Source organism: Cellulomonas sp. P2_F12, from assembly GCF_056403775.1.
Genome location: NZ_JBFUEV010000007.1, coordinates 189,234 through 208,303, shown reverse-complemented (window position 1 = coordinate 208,303; position 19,070 = coordinate 189,234). Strand labels below are relative to the sequence as shown.

Annotated in this window: 15 protein-coding genes; 7 read left to right on the top strand and 8 right to left on the bottom strand. The window is 66.2% G+C overall.

The features are described from left to right. From AC1DWH_RS15595 to AC1DWH_RS15585, 3 genes are all read left to right on the top strand, one after another. Positions 1–548, top strand: a 548-nt coding sequence (locus AC1DWH_RS15595) for a Gfo/Idh/MocA family oxidoreductase (protein WP_477094436.1), incomplete at its 5' end; no start/stop codon positions are given. Positions 549–1,053: 505 nt separating this feature from the next. Beyond that, complete coding sequence (locus AC1DWH_RS15590; protein ID WP_477094435.1) at positions 1,054–1,851, top strand: hypothetical protein; 798 nt, start codon at positions 1,054–1,056, stop codon at positions 1,849–1,851. Then, positions 1,845–2,624 carry a zinc finger domain-containing protein gene (locus tag AC1DWH_RS15585; protein WP_477094434.1) on the top strand — a complete coding sequence of 260 codons (780 nt, stop codon included), beginning with the start codon at positions 1,845–1,847 and terminating at the stop codon, positions 2,622–2,624. Before AC1DWH_RS15590 ends, AC1DWH_RS15585 begins: the two co-directional genes overlap by 7 nt. Before the next feature lie 894 nt (positions 2,625–3,518). Here AC1DWH_RS15585 and AC1DWH_RS15580 read toward each other — a convergent pair. The 5 genes from AC1DWH_RS15580 to AC1DWH_RS15560 form a co-directional block, all read right to left on the bottom strand. Further along, positions 3,519–3,995, bottom strand: a complete 477-nt coding sequence (locus tag AC1DWH_RS15580) for a DUF2510 domain-containing protein (RefSeq protein ID WP_477094433.1) — start codon at positions 3,993–3,995, stop codon at positions 3,519–3,521. Positions 3,996–4,113: 118 nt separating this feature from the next. Beyond that, on the bottom strand, positions 4,114–4,842 hold the full coding sequence (locus tag AC1DWH_RS15575; RefSeq protein ID WP_477094432.1) for a neutral zinc metallopeptidase: 729 nt from the start codon (positions 4,840–4,842) through the stop codon (positions 4,114–4,116). Between the two features lie 109 nt (positions 4,843–4,951). Continuing rightward, entirely contained in the window at positions 4,952–5,614 is a 663-nt protein-coding gene (locus AC1DWH_RS15570; protein ID WP_477094431.1) for a hypothetical protein, read from the bottom strand. Next, positions 5,614–5,976, bottom strand: coding sequence for a hypothetical protein (locus tag AC1DWH_RS15565; protein ID WP_477094430.1), 363 nt, complete (start codon positions 5,974–5,976; stop codon positions 5,614–5,616). Before AC1DWH_RS15565 ends, AC1DWH_RS15570 begins: the two co-directional genes overlap by 1 nt. 583 nt (positions 5,977–6,559) lie before the next feature. Next, on the bottom strand, positions 6,560–7,447 hold the full coding sequence (locus AC1DWH_RS15560; protein WP_477094429.1) for an HNH endonuclease: 888 nt from the start codon (positions 7,445–7,447) through the stop codon (positions 6,560–6,562). Between the two features lie 417 nt (positions 7,448–7,864). Here AC1DWH_RS15560 and AC1DWH_RS15555 point away from each other — a divergent pair, with 417 nt between their 5' ends. After that, a complete protein-coding gene (locus AC1DWH_RS15555; RefSeq protein ID WP_477094428.1) occupies positions 7,865–9,163 on the top strand; it encodes an MBL fold metallo-hydrolase in 1,299 nt (432 codons plus the stop codon). A gap of 921 nt (positions 9,164–10,084) precedes the next feature. Here the strand turns inward: AC1DWH_RS15555 and AC1DWH_RS15550 are convergent. After that, complete coding sequence (locus AC1DWH_RS15550) at positions 10,085–10,525, bottom strand: hypothetical protein (RefSeq protein WP_477094427.1); 441 nt, start codon at positions 10,523–10,525, stop codon at positions 10,085–10,087. 511 nt (positions 10,526–11,036) lie between these two features. Here AC1DWH_RS15550 and AC1DWH_RS15545 point away from each other — a divergent pair. Next, positions 11,037–12,302 carry a DUF6884 domain-containing protein gene (locus tag AC1DWH_RS15545; RefSeq protein WP_477094426.1) on the top strand — a complete coding sequence of 422 codons (1,266 nt, stop codon included), beginning with the start codon at positions 11,037–11,039 and terminating at the stop codon, positions 12,300–12,302. A gap of 93 nt (positions 12,303–12,395) precedes the next feature. Here AC1DWH_RS15545 and AC1DWH_RS15540 read toward each other — a convergent pair whose 3' ends face one another. Then, positions 12,396–13,466, bottom strand: coding sequence for a nuclease-related domain-containing protein (locus tag AC1DWH_RS15540; protein ID WP_477094425.1), 1,071 nt, complete (start codon positions 13,464–13,466; stop codon positions 12,396–12,398). Between the two features lie 92 nt (positions 13,467–13,558). On the opposite strand from AC1DWH_RS15540, the gene AC1DWH_RS15535 reads away from it, so the two are divergent. Together AC1DWH_RS15535 and AC1DWH_RS15530 are read left to right on the top strand one after the other, a co-directional pair. After that, a complete protein-coding gene (locus AC1DWH_RS15535; protein WP_477094424.1) occupies positions 13,559–15,589 on the top strand; it encodes a hypothetical protein in 2,031 nt (676 codons plus the stop codon). Between the two features lie 301 nt (positions 15,590–15,890). Next, positions 15,891–16,979 (top strand): hypothetical protein, encoded by a 1,089-nt coding sequence (locus AC1DWH_RS15530; protein ID WP_477094423.1) that lies wholly within the window; start codon positions 15,891–15,893, stop codon positions 16,977–16,979. A gap of 212 nt (positions 16,980–17,191) precedes the next feature. Here AC1DWH_RS15530 and AC1DWH_RS15525 read toward each other — a convergent pair whose 3' ends face one another. Next, positions 17,192–19,063 carry a DNA/RNA helicase domain-containing protein gene (locus AC1DWH_RS15525; RefSeq protein WP_477094422.1) on the bottom strand — a complete coding sequence of 624 codons (1,872 nt, stop codon included), beginning with the start codon at positions 19,061–19,063 and terminating at the stop codon, positions 17,192–17,194. Between the last annotated feature and the right edge of the window lie 7 nt (positions 19,064–19,070).

Below are 19,070 nucleotides of genomic sequence, written 5' to 3'. Positions count from 1 at the left end.
GCTCTGTAGAGGTTCTATWTCGTCGGCAGCGTCAGWTGTGTATTAGAGAGAGCCCGCACGCCCAGCTGATCGAGACGCAGTGCCATGCGTTCGACACGATCGAGCACCTGTGCGGACCGATCGTGTCCGTGATGGCCCAGATGGCGCGGCCCCACGACGGCCCATACACGACCGTCGCCCTCGCGCTCGAGCTCGCGAACGGCGGCGTCGGCAGCCTCGTCGGCACCTACGACTCGTCGTACGCCTACCCCCTGACCCACCAGCTGGAGATCAACGGGCGCGCCGGACGCCTGCTGGTGGAGGACACGGTGCGCCGGCTGACGGTCTCGACCGTCGGCGACGAGACCAGCCAGGTGTGGCAGGCCGGGTACTTCAACGACGAAGCCCGGCAGTTCCAGCGCACCTTCGACCGACATGTCGACGCACTGCTGCCGGCCCTCCGGTCTGGAGGCCAACCACCGATCCACGCTCGTGCGGGCCGCCGCGCGCTCGCACTGGCCCTGGGCTGCATCGAGTCCTTCGAGACGGGCCGACGAGTGCCGGTCTGAGCGTTCTCCGGACGCGGCACGCGCCAGAGTGGTGCGGACCGTCCGGCGGCGTGCCTCCTCGGTGCCTTCGCCGATGCGTCGTCCGATCGGGCGATCGCGGCATGGTTTGACCGCATTCGTCCTGTTTAAAGGTACACACTGCGGTCATGAACGAGCCCAATCCGGCGCCACGCGCACGGCGACGTCGCCGTGTGGCGGTCGGAGTGGGCGGGACCCTCATTGCCCTTGCCGTCGTGGCGGGCGCCAGCGCTTCAGGGTGGGCCAGCGGGGAACGGTCCGGCGCGCACGACGCTCGACAGCAGCTGGAACAAGCGCGGCAGGTTGAGCGGGATTGGCATACGGCTCACCCCGACCCGACCGAACCCGTACTGCCTAACTACAGCGGGTACTTTGGAGAAGTCGCGAACCAGCTGGCAACTCCATGACCAGCAGGGCTCTGGACGCCCCACGCGAAGCTCAGGTCGGACGGCATCGGGCCCGTTCATGGGTTGTCGCTATCGCCGTCTTGGCCCTGGTGGTGACGGCGGCCGCAGGAGCGGACGCGATTGCTCGCCAGACCGCCTACGAGCGGACGTACGCCGTCAGCCCACGGACAGTTGAGCATGTTGGGATCGCTGACCCGCCCGAGGCGACCGTCGACGATCACGTGGGCGCCATCCTCAACGATGTCTTCGCAACCGACCCGACCCAGCTCGCCTCGCTGCAGCACGCGCTGCGCCGTGCCGGCATCGTCGAGACGGTTGACCACTTCGGTGTCCCGGACCAACCGACGCGAGCCGTGCTCGAGCAGATCCTGCGAGCACTGGCAGCGCAGGGCGCGGTGCCGTCCCCCAGCAACTTCGCCGAGTACCTGGACGCCGAGCAGGCCACGTACCTCGCAAGCATTGCGCCGCTCGTCACCCCGCACGACGAGCGCAGTGAGACCCACCAGCAGATCACCGCGCTCGAAGCGCGTAGCCAACTCGACGACTACCTGTACTCCCAGATCGGCCGGCGAGTCAGTGACCCTGAAGTCAGCAGGTTCGTCATTTGTTTCAACGCCCAGTCCGCGTCCAACCCGGAGGTAACCGTCACCACGTTCACCCCGGCCGTCGACGACGACGGGCTACCGATCTTCGTCGACGGAGTCCAGCAGTACGTCGACACTGCGACCACCACCACTGGCGGAGTCGGCGTCGACGGGGCGCTCAGCGCATTTGCCGAGAGCGATTCGGCGATCCATCAGGAGGTCCTCGCGTATCGGTACATCGGTTACGGCAACGCCCTGGGCTGTGCGATCCAGTCGCCGCTCACCAAGTGCTGACCCTCACTGCCACGGTCGGTCGCCGAGGACGGCGCGGGCGCGGACGGCGCAGGGCAGCGTCCCGGATTGGTAAAACCGTCGGAGACGCAGCGAGCGGTAGGTCCCACCTCGACGGCGAAGGTTGGATAGGTGCCCTACTACCGGTCACGAACGCCGCGGCTTGCTGCGATTTCCGGGTTCGAGGCCGCCCGCCGCAGCTCGCGCTCGATGAGACCTGTCCCTACTGCTTCGCCGCAGCGCACCAGCCTTGCCGAACGAACTCTGGGCGCATCCGGAACATCCCCCACGCGCCGCGCCTGCAGGTTGTTAGTGCCGCGGCCGAGGCCTTGGTCGCCGAGCAGAAAGCGGCCGAGCTGGCGCACCAGCGGCTCGTTCGCCGGCTCCTTGCCCCCAGTCTCATCCTCGTGGTCCCGGGCTTGACCGCACTCGTCACGTTCCACAGCACGACTACCGGTGGGCAGTGGCTGGTCGCGCCGAGGGCAGCCGTCAGTGAGCCGGTCATCGTCGAACCGACACCGTGGACGCCCGTATGTAGAGACGGGTGGCACTCACCGTCGATCGGCAAGAGCGGTGCCTGCTCGCATCACGGCGGTGTCGCGCCGGGCAAGGCGGAGCTGAGCTGGCACATCGTCCGACCCGCTGCGATCGGGGTCCGCGCCCCAGTCAGCACCGATTGGGGTGGCATGACCGGCCGCGCGTTGGCATGCCTGACCATCGGCGGAGGGCTCGCGTGGTGGATCTGGCGCAGCGTCACAAGTTTCCGGAAGACGTAGCTGTCGGCGCCGGTTGCACGCCTGCGAGGGGCCTGGACGAGTCCTGGTGTTCCTATGTTCGTTGCACCCAAAAGTTCGACTCTGTCCCACCGCGTTCGGGTATCCGCGAGTCTGCGATGGGCACCACGACCGATCACGCCGGCACGCAGTGCTCCAGCTCGAGTCGGAGTGGCGGCTCGCACCGACCCTGACGCATTCCCGAGGACAACATGCCGGTCAGGAGGGAGCGTGGTCCGCCGCCTGCTGGCCGCGCCATGGCGGATCTCGGCACGCCGTGCGGTCCAGGAGCTAGCGCCACGCGCCTTCGGTGTTGACGGCGTCAACCATTGACCCCATCGTCCGCACATTTGCGCAGGTCAGCGGCACAGCGATAGTGGAGGTGGCGGGAACGGAAGGCGATTCGGCGAGTCCCCGCAGACGATCGCGAACCTCTGATCTGCACGTCCGCCATCCCCGATCCGTCGGTCCCGACCCGATTCGAGCCGATCCGTTGACATGGTCAACACGACCGCTTTCCGCGGCAGTCCCGCGTATCGACGCTCGACGAGGCTGCCACCGGGCGTGTGATCGCCGTCCAGGTCGTGGCAGGAGTCCCACGACCCGGCGTCTGGACCGACCGGCGAACCGGGCTCAGGCACACCGTCCCTCGCCGCCGCCAACCACGTCTGCAAACGTCCAGTCCCCAAATGCCTGTCCAAGACCGTCGCATCGGCGTCCCGCGGCAGACTCAACCGCCTCCTGGCCGGCCTCCTCGGAGCGGGACCTCCTCGGTACGGCCAGATCTCTCGCTACCTCCGCTCACGACCTGGAGTCAGCGTTCGTCCTTGATCAACCGTCAAGCCCCGTTCCCGCCGCCCCTCCCGGGCAAGGGGGCGAAAGCTGGACCCTGCCGAATCAAGCCGAGTTGATACCGGTCCAGACGATCGCGGAGCCGACCGCGAACAGCAATGCGGCCCCAGAGACCGCCACTCCGGCAACCGCCAATGGCCGAGACGTGGCCGACGGAGCAGTGCCCTCCGGGGCGCCGCTAGATTTCGCCACCGCGACGATCCCAAACGCAAGCCCCACTGGTCCGCATAGCAGCCCAACGGCCGGGACGAACCAGCCGAACAGGACAGCGATGCCGCCGAGGATGACGGACGTCAACGCCAGACGGGCCGGGGGCTTCCACGTGGTAGCCGCGACGACAGGATTGGCCTGCTGGGATTGAGGGTGCGGCACTGCGAGTTTCGGTCGCGCGTAAGCAGGCGCGGCGCCCGGGCTAGGCGACATCGGTGCCGCGGGCCTCGTGTCCGTCGTCCACCGCGAGCCGTCCCACCAGCGGATCTCGGCGGAGTTGTCCGGATCCGGATACCAGCCTGCAATCGTCATGATGAGTCCTCCTGTTCAATCACAGCCCGTCAACGGGTCGGCGAAGCCGCCGAGTGGAATCCTGATCCGGGATTGTCGGGGTCGGAACCGCAGAAATTGCTCCAATCCTGACAACCAGTCACTCGTCCACTGGGTAGCAGCCCTCGACCCCGCCGACGCGGCCGTCATTGAACGCGTCGATCCGGTCGAGCGGGTCGCCATGGTCGTCGGTATCGGTCCATGCAGTCTCGTCGGCGAGGGCAGTGAGGGCGTTGGCGATCTCGGCGGTGTCGCCGTCCTCCCAGGCAAGGTTGCCGTCCGTGACGGCCCCGTAGAGCGCGGCGGCGGCGAAGCAGTCTGCTTGGAGCTCCGGCGCGCTCCAGACGGCGTCGTCGCTGATCTGCGATTGGATGGCGTGCCCCCACTCGTGGGCGATGACGAGGTAGATGCCGGCGTCGCCTCCGTTGACGTACATCGAGTCCATCAGGTCTTGGTCCCAGAGCACCGTGTTGTCCGGAGTGCAGTAGAGCGCGTTAAAGGGCACGACTTCCTCACCGGCGCAGGACGGCAGGGCGGATGCGAAGTAGGGAATGAAGTCCGACGGCGGGATGTAGTCGTCACCGCCGGTGTAGAACTCGGAGAAATGCGCCGACCAAAACTGGCCAACGACATCGATCGCGTCGGCGATCTCCTGGTCAATCTCCTCAGCGCTGACAACAGCGTTGGATCCTACGGCGCTCTCCGTCGCCGTTCCTGTGCTGTCCGATCGGTAGAGCCCGCCAAGAGCCGCGGAGCATCCGGCAAGCATCAACACGATCGCCGCGGCTACCGCTGACGCTGTGAGCCTGCGGATCATGAGGATCTCCATTCGCGTAGCGAAGGTGCCGCTGGGCGCCATCGATGAGTCGCGCGGAAGACACCGTGCTGGGCGGTGGTGAGTCGATGAACGCGAAGAGCGCTTGAGGCGGCCTTCAATGTCAGCCGAGGCAGTGCACGTCGGTGATCAGGTATGTATCAAAGTCCGACGACGCGCCGAGCTCCATCAGTGCTTGCCCACCCGCCGGGAGCCCGGCCGATACACCCGAAACGCCTTCGACGGAGACATCATCCCGGAGCATCGAAACTGAGACGACAACTCCCGCCATGCAGGGTTCATCGGTGACGATGTTGAACGTCGCGCACATCGGCGCATCCGTAGTGCAGTAGTACTCGCCCTGTACTGGGGCGACGTAGATCCCGTCGGCCACCGTGACGTCCCACCCCGCATCGATGTAGGACTTGTCGCGCGCCGCCTTCGCCGCCTCCTCACGGGCGGCGGCAGCTTTCTCTCGGGCAACGGCCGCCGCAGCGGCAGCCGCGTCTGCCTTCCGCTTCGCCTCAATCTCGGCGGCTTGCTTCTCCGCTGCGACTTTCGCGTCCATCGCCTCGGCCGCGACCGAGTGTTGCTTCTCAGCGATGTTCAGTTGGTTGGCTGACCAGATGTAGAACAGCCCGGCCGCGGCGGCGAGCAGCGCGGAGGACAGCAACATCGCCAGCAATGCGCCTCCGCCGATCGTCTTCGGCTTCCTACCGCTTGGTGGAGGTTCACCCAAGACACGGTCGTTGGGCGCAGGTTCGACGGTAGGGAGGGATTCAGCCATCAGAGGTCGGCCTCGATGTGCGACGTGCTCCGGTTAAGGTCTGCCGCGGTGCTCAGGTTGATGATCGCGAAGGTCGTTGCGACGGCTCCGACGGCGACAATGGCCGATGTCACGAAGACCCACACCCAAAGCCGGTACCGCCGCCGCTGAGGGGCACGCGTGGCCGCGTTCACCTGGGCGCCGTACGCCTCTTGGTCGAGTCGGTGGTTCTCCTCCGGCGTCCCCGCCCATCCTTCACGGACCGGGCGGACTCCAAACTCACGGATGTAGCCGACCTCGTAATCGGTGAGGTGCCAGGGCCAGCCTCCCGTCGGAACAGGGTTCACTCCGCGGGTGATAGACCGATGCTCAGCCTCGAACACCGGGCCACCATGGCCTTCGTCACTCTTCGGAAAGGTCACCGGGGCGGCATCGGCGGCAAGCGCCTGCTCCGACGCCGGGGGAGCTGTCTCCCCACGTGCAGGCGGGCCGTCACTCTGGTGGTCACGATGGGAGCCGGCAGAACTAGCCATACTTTGCCTATCGGCTCGCAGTAGATGCCGCTGAAGGCTCGTGACGTGAAGGTCCGATGGTCAACGAGTGCCTCGGCCCTCGGAAACAGTCGGCGCGTCGCTCGACATCGACGCGTTGATCGACGGGGGCGAACGCTTCTATTCGACCCCCACGCGATGGTGCTGTTCCACGGACACAGCGTTAAATGGCCGGACTCAGTTGGGCGCTCGGTCCGTTGACAGCGTCAACCATCAACGCCAGTGACCGCGTATTTGTGCAGGTCAGGGACTCGCAACTGGTGGAGGTGGCGGGGAGCGAAGGCGATTCGGCGCGTGCCTGCGGGTGGGGGCAAACCCCTGATCCTCAGGTCTGCGATCGCAGATCTGGCGCTCCGACCCGATCTGGACCGCCCATTGACATGGTCAACACGGCATCGACTCGACCGCTGGCAGATCAGTCCTGCCCGGCATCACCCGCGCACATCGCGGCGGCGATTACCGCATCGATGTCGGCAACTCGGTAGCGGCGGTGTCCGCCCCGCGTGCGCGTGGCCGGAAGCAGCCCGCCAGCGTCCCACACCCGGACCTTCCCGGTCGTCACCGCGAAGGTCGCCGCCACCTGCCCGACCTGGAGTAGGAGGTCGCCCCGAAGCTCTGGCCGCCGAGCGAGCCACGCCGTCGTGTCCTGTTCCCGGAAGGCCGGGCCTTCAGGCTTCTTGGAGATCGCACGGCGTGCCGCAGCGTAGGCACGCGCGTAATCACGAGCGCACTTCCGACACTTGCGCCCGCCGGTCGAGGTGTGTGCGGTGTTCTCCGGCGTGAACACGTGCCCGCGCTTGCACTCTGTCTTGTCGCCGTTCGTCGGCTGACCCGTGTACTCGAAGCCCTGCTTCGCGCGATTCCTGCGGGCGTCCTCACGCTGGCACTGCATGCACTTTTTGCTCGGCGCCTTCGCCGGGTTCCTCGAGCGCGTGGGACGCTCTTTCACCGCTCCACGAGCCTTGAGGTCGTGTCCGCGGGCGCAGACGTCCTTGATGGTGCCGGCGCGGCCACGCCCCCGCTCCACCATGTCGGCCGCATTGTTCCTCACAGTCCCGAGGCGGAGGTGGGTGATCTCGACGCACGGTCGGTTGTCGCACGAGTGCAGCACCATCAGGTCCTTCGGGATCTCACCGTGGTGGTGCTCGTAGACGACGCGATGGGTGTACCGGTCCTTGGTGCGGCCGTCCACCTGCTCCGAGGTTCGGCCGTACCCGCCTCCTGTGAGCACGCCCATGAAGACGAGGCAGTCACCCTGGCGCTCGACTTTGGCCATCACCCGCTCGTATATCGACTTCCGCACGCGCGAAGGCTAGGGCGTCCCGCCGACATCTCCCCCCGATCGGAGGACGAGCCACCACCGGTCGACACCTTTCGCCTGAGCTGCGCGCTGCGCCGACCGTCGTGAGGGGCCGACCTGCCGACCCGGTCGTTCTCGTCTCCTCTACACACAGACAGGCGCGGAGGCGCAGCCCCGACCTCGACGTCGTCATCCACCGCAATCGCATCGGCGCTCGGACACTCCACCTCAACCAACCGTGGCCGAACGCCGCGGGAATCGAAGGCGCTTCGGCGAGGCTGACGATGGCAAACGTCTGATCTGCACGTCCGCGATCGCGGGTCCGTCGATGCCGACCTGATTCGGACCGATCCGTTGACGTGGTCAACAGCGGGACTCGACCGTTGATCTGCCGACGAGGTAGCGCGTACCGCCGGACGGGTGAGCGTGTCGGACCTGCCTGGAACCGTCCACGACATGACAACAATGACGACCCAGATGCGGGTTCGCGTGCACCGCGGCTGTCACGAGGTCGGCGGAACCTGCGTGGAGGTGGAAGCCGGCGGGACACGCTTGGTCCTCGACGTGGGTCGCCCACTGACCTCGGGTACCGACGAAACCATCGCCCTGCCCGACGTCCCGGGGCTCGCGGACGGTTCGGACCCTGCGCTGCTCGGCGTGCTTATCTCGCACGGGCATCTGGACCACTACGGCCTGATCGACCAGGTGCACCCGTCGGTCCCGGTGTACGCCGGGCAGGCCGCCTCCGCGGTCGTCGAGGCAGCCCGATTCTTCTCGTCGCGCGGACCAGCGCTTCGGCCGTCCGGCTATCTCGTCGACGGGCAGACGTTCGAGCTCGGCCCGTTTGCTGTGACGCCGTACCTCGTGGACCACAGTGCGTTCGACGCGTACGCCTTCGTCGTGGAGGCCGCTGGCCGACGCCTGATGTACACCGGCGACCTGCGGGGTCACGGGCGCAAGCGGTCGTTCGCGCGCATGCTCGAGCGGCCACCGGCTGGCATCGACACCCTGCTCATGGAGGGGACGCATGTCGGGTCCGAGCGGGCCGAGCCCCCGACGGAGACGCGCGTCGAGCTGGATCTCGCCGATTCCTTCCGCTCGACGGCTGGCCTGGTCGTCGTCGCGAGCTCGGCACAGAACGTCGACAGGCTGGTCACGGTCTACCGGGCTGTCCGGCGGGCCGGTCGGACCCTGCTCGTCGATCTGTACTCGGCGGCAGTCGCTGAAGCGACCGGTCGGCCGACGATCCCGCGCCCCGGATTCCCCGGCCTCGGCGTATGGGCACCACGCCGGCAGCGCGTGCAGGTCAAGGAGTCGGGCGAGTTTCATCGCACCGCGGCCGTCCGGCGTCACCGGGTGTTCACCGAGCAGCTCGTCGCCCATCCGGAGCGCTACGTCGTCCTCGGCGGATCCTCGGCTGCGCACGAGCTGATGCGCGACGGTGCCCTGACCGCCGGCGGCACGCTCGTGTGGTCGATGTGGTCGGGCTACCTGACCGAACCGTCGGGAGTCCGGCTCCGGGACGCGGCCCGAGTCGCCGGTGTCCCTCTCGTCGAGCACCACACCTCGGGTCACGCATCGGTGAAGGACCTGCGTCGACTTGTGGAAGCCGTCAATCCCGCTGCGGTGGTGCCGATACATACCGATGGTGCCGACGAGTTCGCCAGGCACTTTCCACGGACTGCTCCGCAGCACGACGGCGTGTGGTGGTCGGTATGAGCGGAGCCAGCGTGATCACGACCAACGACCTACCGGGTGTGCTCACGGCACTCGGTGCCGAGCCCGAGTCCATCGAGAGCAAGCAGGACATCCCGCGCTCGATCTCCTCGACGGTAGTCCGGTATCCCGCGCGGCGCTGTCCGACTGGTCACGCCGGACGGCCAGGCGCTCGAACTCACCAGGTCGCACCCTGTCGTCAACTGGGGCAGCCAGTTCCCGACTCGCTGGGGCGTACGCACCCGAGCCGCTCGCTACCTGGACAGCCTGCTCCACGTCGACGAAACGCCCTGGGCCATCGAGATGAAGGTCGACGGTGTCGGCGGTGAGCGCTACTTCAGGCACGCCGTCCACCAGGCGGTCCTCTACCGGGACTTTATCCGCGGCGCAGCGCCGCTGTCAGGCTGGTTCGACCGGTTCATGCTGGACCAGACGAAGTGCGAGGCCGCAGTCGTGGTCCCCCAAGGTCTGACCGCCGCAGCGGAGGAACGACTCACGACCGTCGCGGGCGCGTTCGATGTCGCTCTTGGTCGACGAGTCCGGACTCGCTCGGGGCAGACCTAAAGTCCAAAGCCACCCAGATGTTGTCATGCCCGGCCGCGACATTGGCCCAGATCCGGGATGGCTCGAACCGTTGCCGTGTCGCCGCGTAACAGGTCGAGCCGGCCCGGACCCACAGAGGGCTGGTCACTGCTCCGAGCAGCCGCGGAAGGAACCCATCCAAGTAGGGCGTGAACACCCAGATTGATTGAACGGCGTCGGACGTGCGGCGCTTCCACACGCGGTATACGTCGTGTGGGAAAAAAGGGCTCCTTTGCAAGGATGAGTGCGCCGCTCCGTCCCTGTGTGGCAACGATGGAAACGTTCAGCGGGAGGACTGAGGCCACCGAATATGCCTCCGCCCGTCCGGCCAAGCGCGACTCGTCACAAGGCCGCCTCCTGGAGAATCTCGCGGATAGTCGCGGTCAGTTTCGCCTCAAACGCATCGGTTTTCGCCGCCGCGCCCGTCGAATATTCCAAGTATCGAAGGTGCCGGATGTCTGACGGTACATCCTCAGCATCCTGGGCGAGCAGAATTACGGGTTTGCCCAGCGTGTGGCATATGCCCAATTCGTAGAAAACGTTCGGGTTCCGGCCCGTACAGTCGGCAATAACGAGTTTCGAACGAAAGATGCTAGACCAAACGTCGCTCATGATGCTGTGGTTTGTAAACAAGTCGTCTGCACGACTAATGCTGAGCCCGATACGCGCGGCCACGGGAATGAGTCGATCCGAGTAGATGGCTTTCAAGTCTTCGCGGAAGGGCATGATCACAAAGATGTCTGACCCAAGAGATTTGGCTCGCCCAAACGCGGGGACGGCCACGACTGCACCCTCGCTCTCAAGTCGACGAAGGTTTGTCAGGCTGAGGCCCAGAGCAGTCGCCAGTTGGTGCCATCTGCCGCTGAGTCGGATCTCGCCGGCCGGCACTCCGTACTTGTGAGTGTCATCGGACCCGGAAATCCTAACTACGCCAGCCGACTCGAGGTCCCGCAGGTCACTGAGTAATTGGTGGTTTCGAGAGTCCAGTCGCGGACTAACGCCGACGGCCTCGCACAACGACTCCCAGTCTCGCGCACCGCGATCTCTCAGCGCGAGCAGTACGGCCGCGGAGTACCTACGCATGGGTGGAGTCTGCCCTACGCGGGATGGTGAGTCGAGGCGTGCCGTCGCGCCCCGGAAATCACTGAACAGTCCAGCCGAAAGGTCCAGCCGGAGGCACTTTCCCATCCTTCCCCGCGGCCAAGCGGGGCGCCTTGACGGGACACCGCTGCTGGTTCAGCCGTGACCTCAACGATCCCGCACATCGGAACGCCGCCCGGGCCAGACTCGCCTCATGGCTGACTGGTCACCGCTGCGAGCGTTGTTGTCCGGGGTCGACGTCCAGGCGACATTCGACTGGACAGACCTGGATGCGCTCGTGGGCGGGCTCCCCCGTTCTGCATACGATCACTCGGCGTTCTGGAAAGGCAATCGGAGCGGGTGGCCTGGTTTCACGACTGTCAACGTCGACGTCGGAACTTCCGTGACCTTCGTCCGTCGGTCACTCTCCACACCGGCGCCGCGTCGAATCTCATCGTCGGGCTACGAGCCAGTTCGCGCGCCCGACCTCGTGCTGCTCGGTTGCGTGAAGTCAAAGCTCGGCCATGCGGCTCCGGCGCGTGAGCTCTATACGTCGAGTCTGTTCCGTAAGGGACGCTCATACGCCGAAGCGACCGGCGCCGCGTGGTTCATCCTGTCGGCTGAGCATGGGCTCGTTGCCCCGACGACCGTGCTCGACCCATACGACCTTCGCCTGTCGGCCACCGCGCGTGAGTACCGGCGAGCCTGGGGTGTTCGAGTCCTTGACCAGCTGGTTGAGGCGGTCGGGCCGCTCGACGGAAAGCAGATCGAGGTACACGCCGGTTCGGCATACTCCAAAGCCATTCGCGCCGGACTGGAAGCCCGCGACGCTCACGTCGTCGAGCCTCTGCGAGGACTGAGGATGGGGCACCGGCTGGCCTGGTACTCCGATCACGAGACGGAGCCTCGAGGATCCCACCGGACCTCCTCGCTCCAGGTGGCTGACCTGGTTCGCGAGCTCGGCCGTGACGTCGGCGCCCTGACACCGGACGAATTCCTGGCCACCGGGGGCCTGGGGCTACGAGCGCCGGGGCTCTACAGCTGGTGGGTCGACGAGCGCGGCGCCCAGGACCTCAGCGCGGGCGTCGATGTGCGCATCGAGCCGGGTCTGATCTATGCCGGCCTTGCCGGGGCCACCAGATCGATCAGCGGCCGGAAGTCGACAAACACGCTCTGGGGCCGCATCAGGGGGATGCACCTGGGCGGCCGTCATCAGCTCTCGACCTTCCGCCTCAGTCTCGGCTCGATCCTCGCTAGCTCTCGCGCCGAGAACGAGATCGACGAGGACAGGCTGACGAGTTGGATGCACGAGCACCTACGGGTCGTGGCGGTCGTGGTCACCGATGGAGACGTCCTCGATGGGTTGGAGACCGCCGTCCTCATGCAGCTCGATCCCCCGCTCAACCTTGCCAAGATGCCGCCGAGCGAGACGCGCGCACGGTTGACATCCCTTCGTCGTCGCTACAGCCGGAAGCGCTGACCATCGCTCGCACCGCGTCGGCGCCGGTCCGGCGATGAGCCTGCACGGAACGCTGAATGACCTCGCGACCGGGAGAGCCTGTGGCGCCCAGGGTCAATGCCCCCACGTCTCCGCTCGGCGTGCGGCTCGGTAGATCGTGTCGATCGCGGCCGCATCGAGTTCGCGGGGACCTGCGGCAAGCCATTCGATCAAGCGACCCCGTGGGACGACCACGACGTCCCACGGCTGGGCTTTCACCTTGAAACTCTGGATCCCGACGGGGACGACTACGCCCGCGACGCGAATGCGCCTCCCGCAGGCGGACGAGAGGAGTCGGCTAGCGCGTTCGGCCTCGTGTCGAGCGTTCCGGACGTACGGGTACTTCGTGCCATTGACGAGCACGGCCTCGTGGGCCACGAAGACGTTGGCTCGGGGATGGTGCTTCGTATTGAGCGTGTAGACGCCGCTCGGCCCGATGACGAGGTGATCGATGTCTGCACCCGACCGACCGACTGGGATCCCGTGCAGGACCCTCCATCGAGTATCACGCCTGACGAGATCCGAGAGCACCGTGCCGACAATGACTTCGCCGTCCATGCCCAGGCGCCACGGTCGGCCCTCAGTCGCGATTTCCCTCAGGCTGCGGCCAATGCTGAGCTCACGCGCCCGGAGCTGTTCTCTTGTCGCGCGCATCTGGTCGCGCAACGCAATGCGCTCGGGGGTCCGCCTGCCTGTCAGCGCCAGCAGCAGGTTCTTCAATGGCGCCTGCAAGCGAATGGCTCGGTCTTGTTCTCGCAACCCTCGCCATTGGGCCTCAAGGAGTTCGCCTGGTTCTCGGAGGCGACGCTCAACCTCGCCTAACTCCGCGAGCTTCGTGAATGGACCCCAGCCCGGCGGTCGAGCCGCGAGGTCACCGTCCGCGCTGGCGACGCCCGAATTCGGGCCGGGCGGGTCCGCAGACTGCACCTGGTCTGGCGCACTTTCGCGAGCCTCAAGCGATGGGAACCCGTTCCTCGCCCGCCATTCGACGATCGTTCGAGTGAGCAGTTCAGCACGCTCAGGCTGCTCGAAGTGATTGGCACCTGAGTGCAGGTCGTGCCAGCCGACTTGCGACCCGTCACGAGCCGTCACGTAGAGGCGGTCATTGCCGTAGCGCTGCCATCGTCGGACGGTTGCCTCAATCACTCTCTCAGCATCGGCACCGCACAACCCTGCCTCAAGGCTCGTGTAACTTCGACGCAGCGGTTGGTCCAACTCGCGTCGTACTGGAGGCCTCGATGTTGAGCCAGCCCCATCTCCTCTTCCTTCATGGCGTCGGGCCGGGCGACCAGGACGACGACTGGAAGGCCGTCCTCGCGGAATCGCTCGCCAAGGTGGGATACCCCGGACTCGACGGGGTGACGGCGGTCGCGCCGAAGTACCCGAACTCGCTCAACGGTGTGGACGACGACGATCCGCTGCCCAAGCTCACGATCAAGGTGCCCACGGGGAACGCCGCCAGGAGCAATCGCCGGAGTTTCGAACGCCGCGAGGCTGCCATCGAGGTCATGCTCGGACCGCACGATCGCGGCACCGGCTGGTTCGGGGGCGACGCGGTAGCGCAGGGCGCACTCAAACAGGCGAAGTTCGAGCAGGCAGCGAACTACCTGGGCGATGCGCGGATTCGAGCGCATGTGCTGACCCGGATCCTCAAGCGAGTCCCTAGCTCGGGACGGCTCGTCGTCGTGGGCCACAGTCTTGGTTCCGTTATCGCCGCGGACCTAGTGCGACGACTGCCGGCCGATGTCGAGGTCGTGGGCATGGTGACGATAGGGAGCCCCCTGGCGAGTGCCGGATTCCACGTCGCCGGACTGCGCGCGACGCTCAGGGAGCCGCCTACCAACCTCGCGTGGTGGGTGAACTTCTGGAATCCCGCCGACCCTGTGACGACTCGTCGAGGCCTCTCGTCAATGTTCCCGTGGATGACCGACTACCGCGTTCGGACCAGGGTTGACCACCACGTCCACGACGCGACGACGTACCTGAAGGACGAGGGCGTCGCTCTGGCGATCGGCTACGCGCTCCATGGCTCAAGGTCGCGGGAACTGGCGGTCGTCGAACGGGGACTGGACGTCCCGCTGGACTATGCCGAGACCTTCGCTCTCATGGCACTGCGGTACGGCTACCTGATCAGGACCCAGCTGGAAGACTCGCAGCAGGAACGCTACGCGAACGCCCTCCGGCATGTGCAGGCGGGGGTTTTTGAGTCTCTGCGGGATCGACGGGCGGAGCGCGGCGCACCACTGCCGACCCTAGTCGCAGGCCTCGCCGTCGACCTGTCCGATCCCGATTCCGTCGCGGACGTTCCAGGCCGGATCACCCATGTCTCGAAAGAGGACGCCGTCCTCAACCTGACAGCGCTCGCCACGGCGAACGTGATCCGGCCGTTCGAGATCGATGTCACCAGCAAGACCCGGAACGCAGCGCTGGTGGAACTGACGGTCGAGATGGGCCTCGGAAGCCAGTTCGGCCGTGATGTGCTCAGTGCGGACCACGCTGTCCGGAAGGCCATGGCAGGCGACGGCGCAAACTGGGTGAAGTGGGCGGCGCTCGGTGCGGGTGCAGCCGCGCTCGTCCTGGCTACCGGAGGGCTGGCTCTCGCTGCGGCGCCCGGCGTCGCCGGAGCGGCTGCCATCACTAGCGCGCTCGCCGCCTTCGGCCCAGGAGGAATGATCGGCGGCCTGCTGACGGCGGGGGCGCTCGTAGGTGCCGGGGGCGGCGGCGTTGCGCTCGGGCTTGCGAGCCCGGCGACCTCAGCCGAGACGGTCGAGACGGTCGTCGTGGCGCAGCTGACCGCTGCAGTTCTGCGGAGCTATCAGGGGCTCAATCAGGACCCGACAACTTGGGCCACGCTCGTTGAGACCGAGCGGGAACTCCTGCGAGAGCGTGCACGGCTCTGGACCATCTCGGACGATTCGGCGCCGACCCTCAAGGAGCTGGACCGCAAACTCAAGACCATCGATCGCGCATTGACGTACCTCGACGACGAAGGGATCGGACCAAGCGACGCGGACGCGTCTGATTCCACCAGGCGCCGTGGCGCTGAGCTGCTCGATCGAGCCACCAAGGCCTTCCGCGCGGTGGACCTCGACGGTGACGGCATCCCTGACAAGCCCCGCGCCCGCTCCGCGGCCGAGGACGCCAATTCGGCGCTTAGGAAGGCGATGACCGACACAGCCGGAACTGTCGGACCCCTCCTGCGACGCGAGCGGACCGGCAAGGCCGCTGCCAGCGATGGTGACGCCAACCCCATGGACACACCAAGCTGAGTCTTGTCTTCGCTTCGCGCACCCGCGCGTCGGCGACGGATCTCCAGTCAGTCGCCGACGCGCGACTCGTCAAGCGTCTCTCGTCGCGGAGCGCTTGTACCCTCTTCGACGGCTCGACGAAGACCGTGTGCCTACTGTCGATGGTTGCCTGGTTCAGCTAGGTTCCAGATCGATAGGCGGTCCGACGGGCTTCCGCTCCAGCGACACCGGCGCGGATATGCCTCCCCCGCACGAACCTTCGTGCTGCTCGGGGGCATTCAATGGTCCGCTCCTCCCATCGACACGCCGCCGTCTCGGTGTCGTGAACGCCGTCCTTATCCACCCCAGTGGCGTCGGCAACTCAGCGGGCGCTCGCAATTGGCAGAACACGATCGAGCGGCCGGTCAACTTCCGGGGTGGGCGTATTGCCGCAGTCCTCTCTGCAGGAGAACAATCCACACTCGATCGATTGCACCCAGACGGCGCCGCACCGTTCTGGGGAACGCACCGCTTCCACGAAGCCCGCGTAGCGCAGCTCGAACCCGGCGACGTAGTCGCGTTCACCGGCAAGAAGTTGGTGCTGGGATTCGGCCGGATCGGATTGTTGACCGACAACGCGCGCCTGGGCGACCTTCTGTGGCCTCAGCACCCGGAACACGGCAGTTATCGCTTCGTGTACAGCCTGGCCCCGATCGTGTTCGCCGACGTGCCACAGAGCGAGTTCCGCTCAAGAGGCGGCTTCGGAGAGCATGACGACTTCCGCCGACTCCGTGTGCTCACCGGAGCGGACGCCCAGGAGTTTCTTACTGAGTTCGCCGTCGAGATCCCCGCACCCGTTGGCAGCGCTACAGCATCACCGGTCGAGCGCCGGATGCAGGAACTCCACGACTACGAAGAAGCCGACACGGACGTCGCCCGTGACCTCAGTTGGGTACGCACGCTGCCCATCGAGATCAGATCCGTGGAAGATGCGCCGGTTCGGGCGCGGCCAGCTGCGATCATGCACCGCGGGGAGAACCTCCTGGTCCACGACTATGTCCAGAGCCTGCCCAGAGCCGCGCGGTGGTGCCGCTACGACACCCCGGCGGGCGTCACGGACCTCGATGTACACCTCGGTGCCGCACATGAACTCGTCGAGGCGAAGAGCAGCACCGGACGCTCGCAGATCCGGCAGGCGTTAGCGCAACTGCTCGACTACGCGCCGGCCCTCGGCCACAACAAACCGGATGTACTGACGGTCCTCGTGCCCTCCAGGCCGTCAGAGTCCGCAGTCGAACTGCTCCACCGCTACGGGATCGACTGTGTCTTTCGCTCGGCCGATGGCGTCTACGAACGGCTAAGGGCACCGGCTGGACCGGCAGTTACTGTCGCTGGCTTGTGGTCGACCAGTACGGAGGTTAACCACCACTGATGTGCCCGTCGCAGCGTGTCGCGCGACTCCCGCGCGGACTTGGTCACCAAACGACATGGTCGGGTCTTCATTGACGCCGGGAGTGTTCAGACCACGCATCTCGTGTGCGGCTCGACGCGCTCTCCCGCGGGGCGCTTCGGCATCGGCGTGGCGTCTCCGAACAGGGAAGGCGGCCGTACCGCAGACACCTACTTGCGACAAGGAGCAATCAATTACGAGGCACCCGTCAGCTCGCGCAACTTCCCACGAGTCTCCGTGTCGGTCGAATAGAGAATGGTCCCGACCATGCCCCGTGTGAGCAATACCTTGTAGACGTGCCGAATCAGACGATCGAAGGTCGCGTCGTCCACGGTCTTCACCGAGCGGAAGTCGGGATCACGGTTGAACTCGCGCCGAGCGATCCACCGGTCGGTCCGCCACACCAGGTCGGGTCCGATGACCACGCCGTTCCACGAGTACTCGAACCCCTGCGCCGTGTAGACGCAGCCAACCTGGTCGAAGCCACCTTCGCCGGTTGCCCACAGAGCCGAGGGCGGAGCGCCGCCGACCGACCGCTCGCCCCGGAGATTCCAAGGCTTCTGCCAGTCGCCGATGACCACATCTGGGACGAGAGTGCCGTCCGAACGTGGGTCACTCCACGGCCAGCAGTAACCCGCCGTAATGCGCGCATTCTGTCCTCGAGCGATCTCCTCGACGAGTCGCGCTTCGAGGTCGGCAGCGGAATCGGCAACCTCAACCGTGAAGGCTTCCTCATCGCGCCAGCTGATCGGCCGATCCCCCCGAAGTCCGAACAGCCTCAGGACCCAGTCGAGATACGCCTCGCTCCCGCCAGCTCGGTACTGCGCATGCAAGTCGATCTGCTTCACGGGGAGATTGCGGGCGGCCGCGTGCGCCTCGATCTCTGCGACCGAGCCCATCTCGCCCGGTCGCACGACCTGATACTGATCGAGAAGAAAGACCGGGACGCGCGCGACGTCGAAGAGCTCGTCCACCTGCGGGCGCGCAATGGCACGGACTTCCTTGCGCGTATAGCGATTGACCGATGTCTGCCGAAGTCTGTGCGCCTCGTCAAGAATGAGGACGTCGAGGCTGTTCCGTTCAGCAGCCATGAAGCTGTTGAAGTAAGCGAAGAGCGCCTTGTAGCGAGCCGAGCCCTTGCCGGCCACTGCGCGAAGCGTCTGCGTGAACGACCGCGAGCCGGTCGCGTGCATGACAGTCCGACCCTCGCGCGCCAGCTCACCCAACAGCGAGAGTGCGATCACGCTCTTGCCGCTGCCAGGACCTCCAGCGATGACCACCGCGGTCTTGGACTCGGCATGGATCGCCCGTCGAACCTCGGCAAGAACCAGCTCGAACGCGACTCGTTGTTCGTCGAGCAGGACGAACTGTTCACGTTGCTGGATCTCTTCGGCCGCAACACTGAGCAGTTGCTTTGAGGGTGCGATCCGTGACGAGAGCAGGTCATCAGCAGCGCGGATCCCGGACTCTGGCGCCAATCGCGAACTCAAGAACTCATGCAGGTCAACCCGCTTCTGGCCCGTGAAAAGTCGCGACGACGAGGGCACGTGACTCCCCCGCAAGTCCTCGATGCCTGCCTCGGACGCGTTGTGCAGGTAGGCCGCGCCCGTGATCGATCCGGGGTCCGACGCCAGGACACCAACGAAGTCACGAAGGTACTCGACGTAGCCGTCAACCTGGACGCTCGGATGCAGGACCGGGCTGTACCGCGCCCCGTCGACGTCGAGCAGGACGTCACTGTCCTCCCAACGTCGAGCTCGGCTCCACGGCCTGAGCTCGAGAACGACGTACGAATTGCGGCCGGTCTTTGGATGGACACCCGCGAGGACTACATCGGCACGCTTGCTCGTGAGCGGCAGCCGATGCTCCAGGAGTACCTGAACCCCGCCGAGCCCGGCTTCGCGTAGATCTTCCGCAAGTACGGGCAGCGAGTTCCGCCACGACCGTCGTTCACTTTCGCCGGGTCGGCCGAGGCCTTGATACACGAAGTACTCCGCCAGCAGAGCCTCGATCTTGGTATCGGACAGTCCGAGCAGCTCAAGGCCGCTCTGCCGCAACGCATCCACGAACGGG

Bases quoted from the DNA above. Each gene is read 5' to 3' on its own strand.
- AC1DWH_RS15570 (WP_477094431.1), bottom strand. From the start codon at position 5,614: ATGGCTGAATCCCTCCCTACCGTCGAACCTGCGCCCAACGACCGTGTC.
- AC1DWH_RS15535 (WP_477094424.1), top strand. From the start codon at position 13,559: ATGTTGAGCCAGCCCCATCTCCTCTTCCTTCATGGCGTCGGGCCGGGC.
- AC1DWH_RS15580 (WP_477094433.1), bottom strand. From the start codon at position 3,995: ATGACGATTGCAGGCTGGTATCCGGATCCGGACAACTCCGCCGAGATC.
- AC1DWH_RS15575 (WP_477094432.1), bottom strand. From the start codon at position 4,842: ATGGAGATCCTCATGATCCGCAGGCTCACAGCGTCAGCGGTAGCCGCG.
- AC1DWH_RS15545 (WP_477094426.1), top strand. From the start codon at position 11,037: ATGGCTGACTGGTCACCGCTGCGAGCGTTGTTGTCCGGGGTCGACGTC.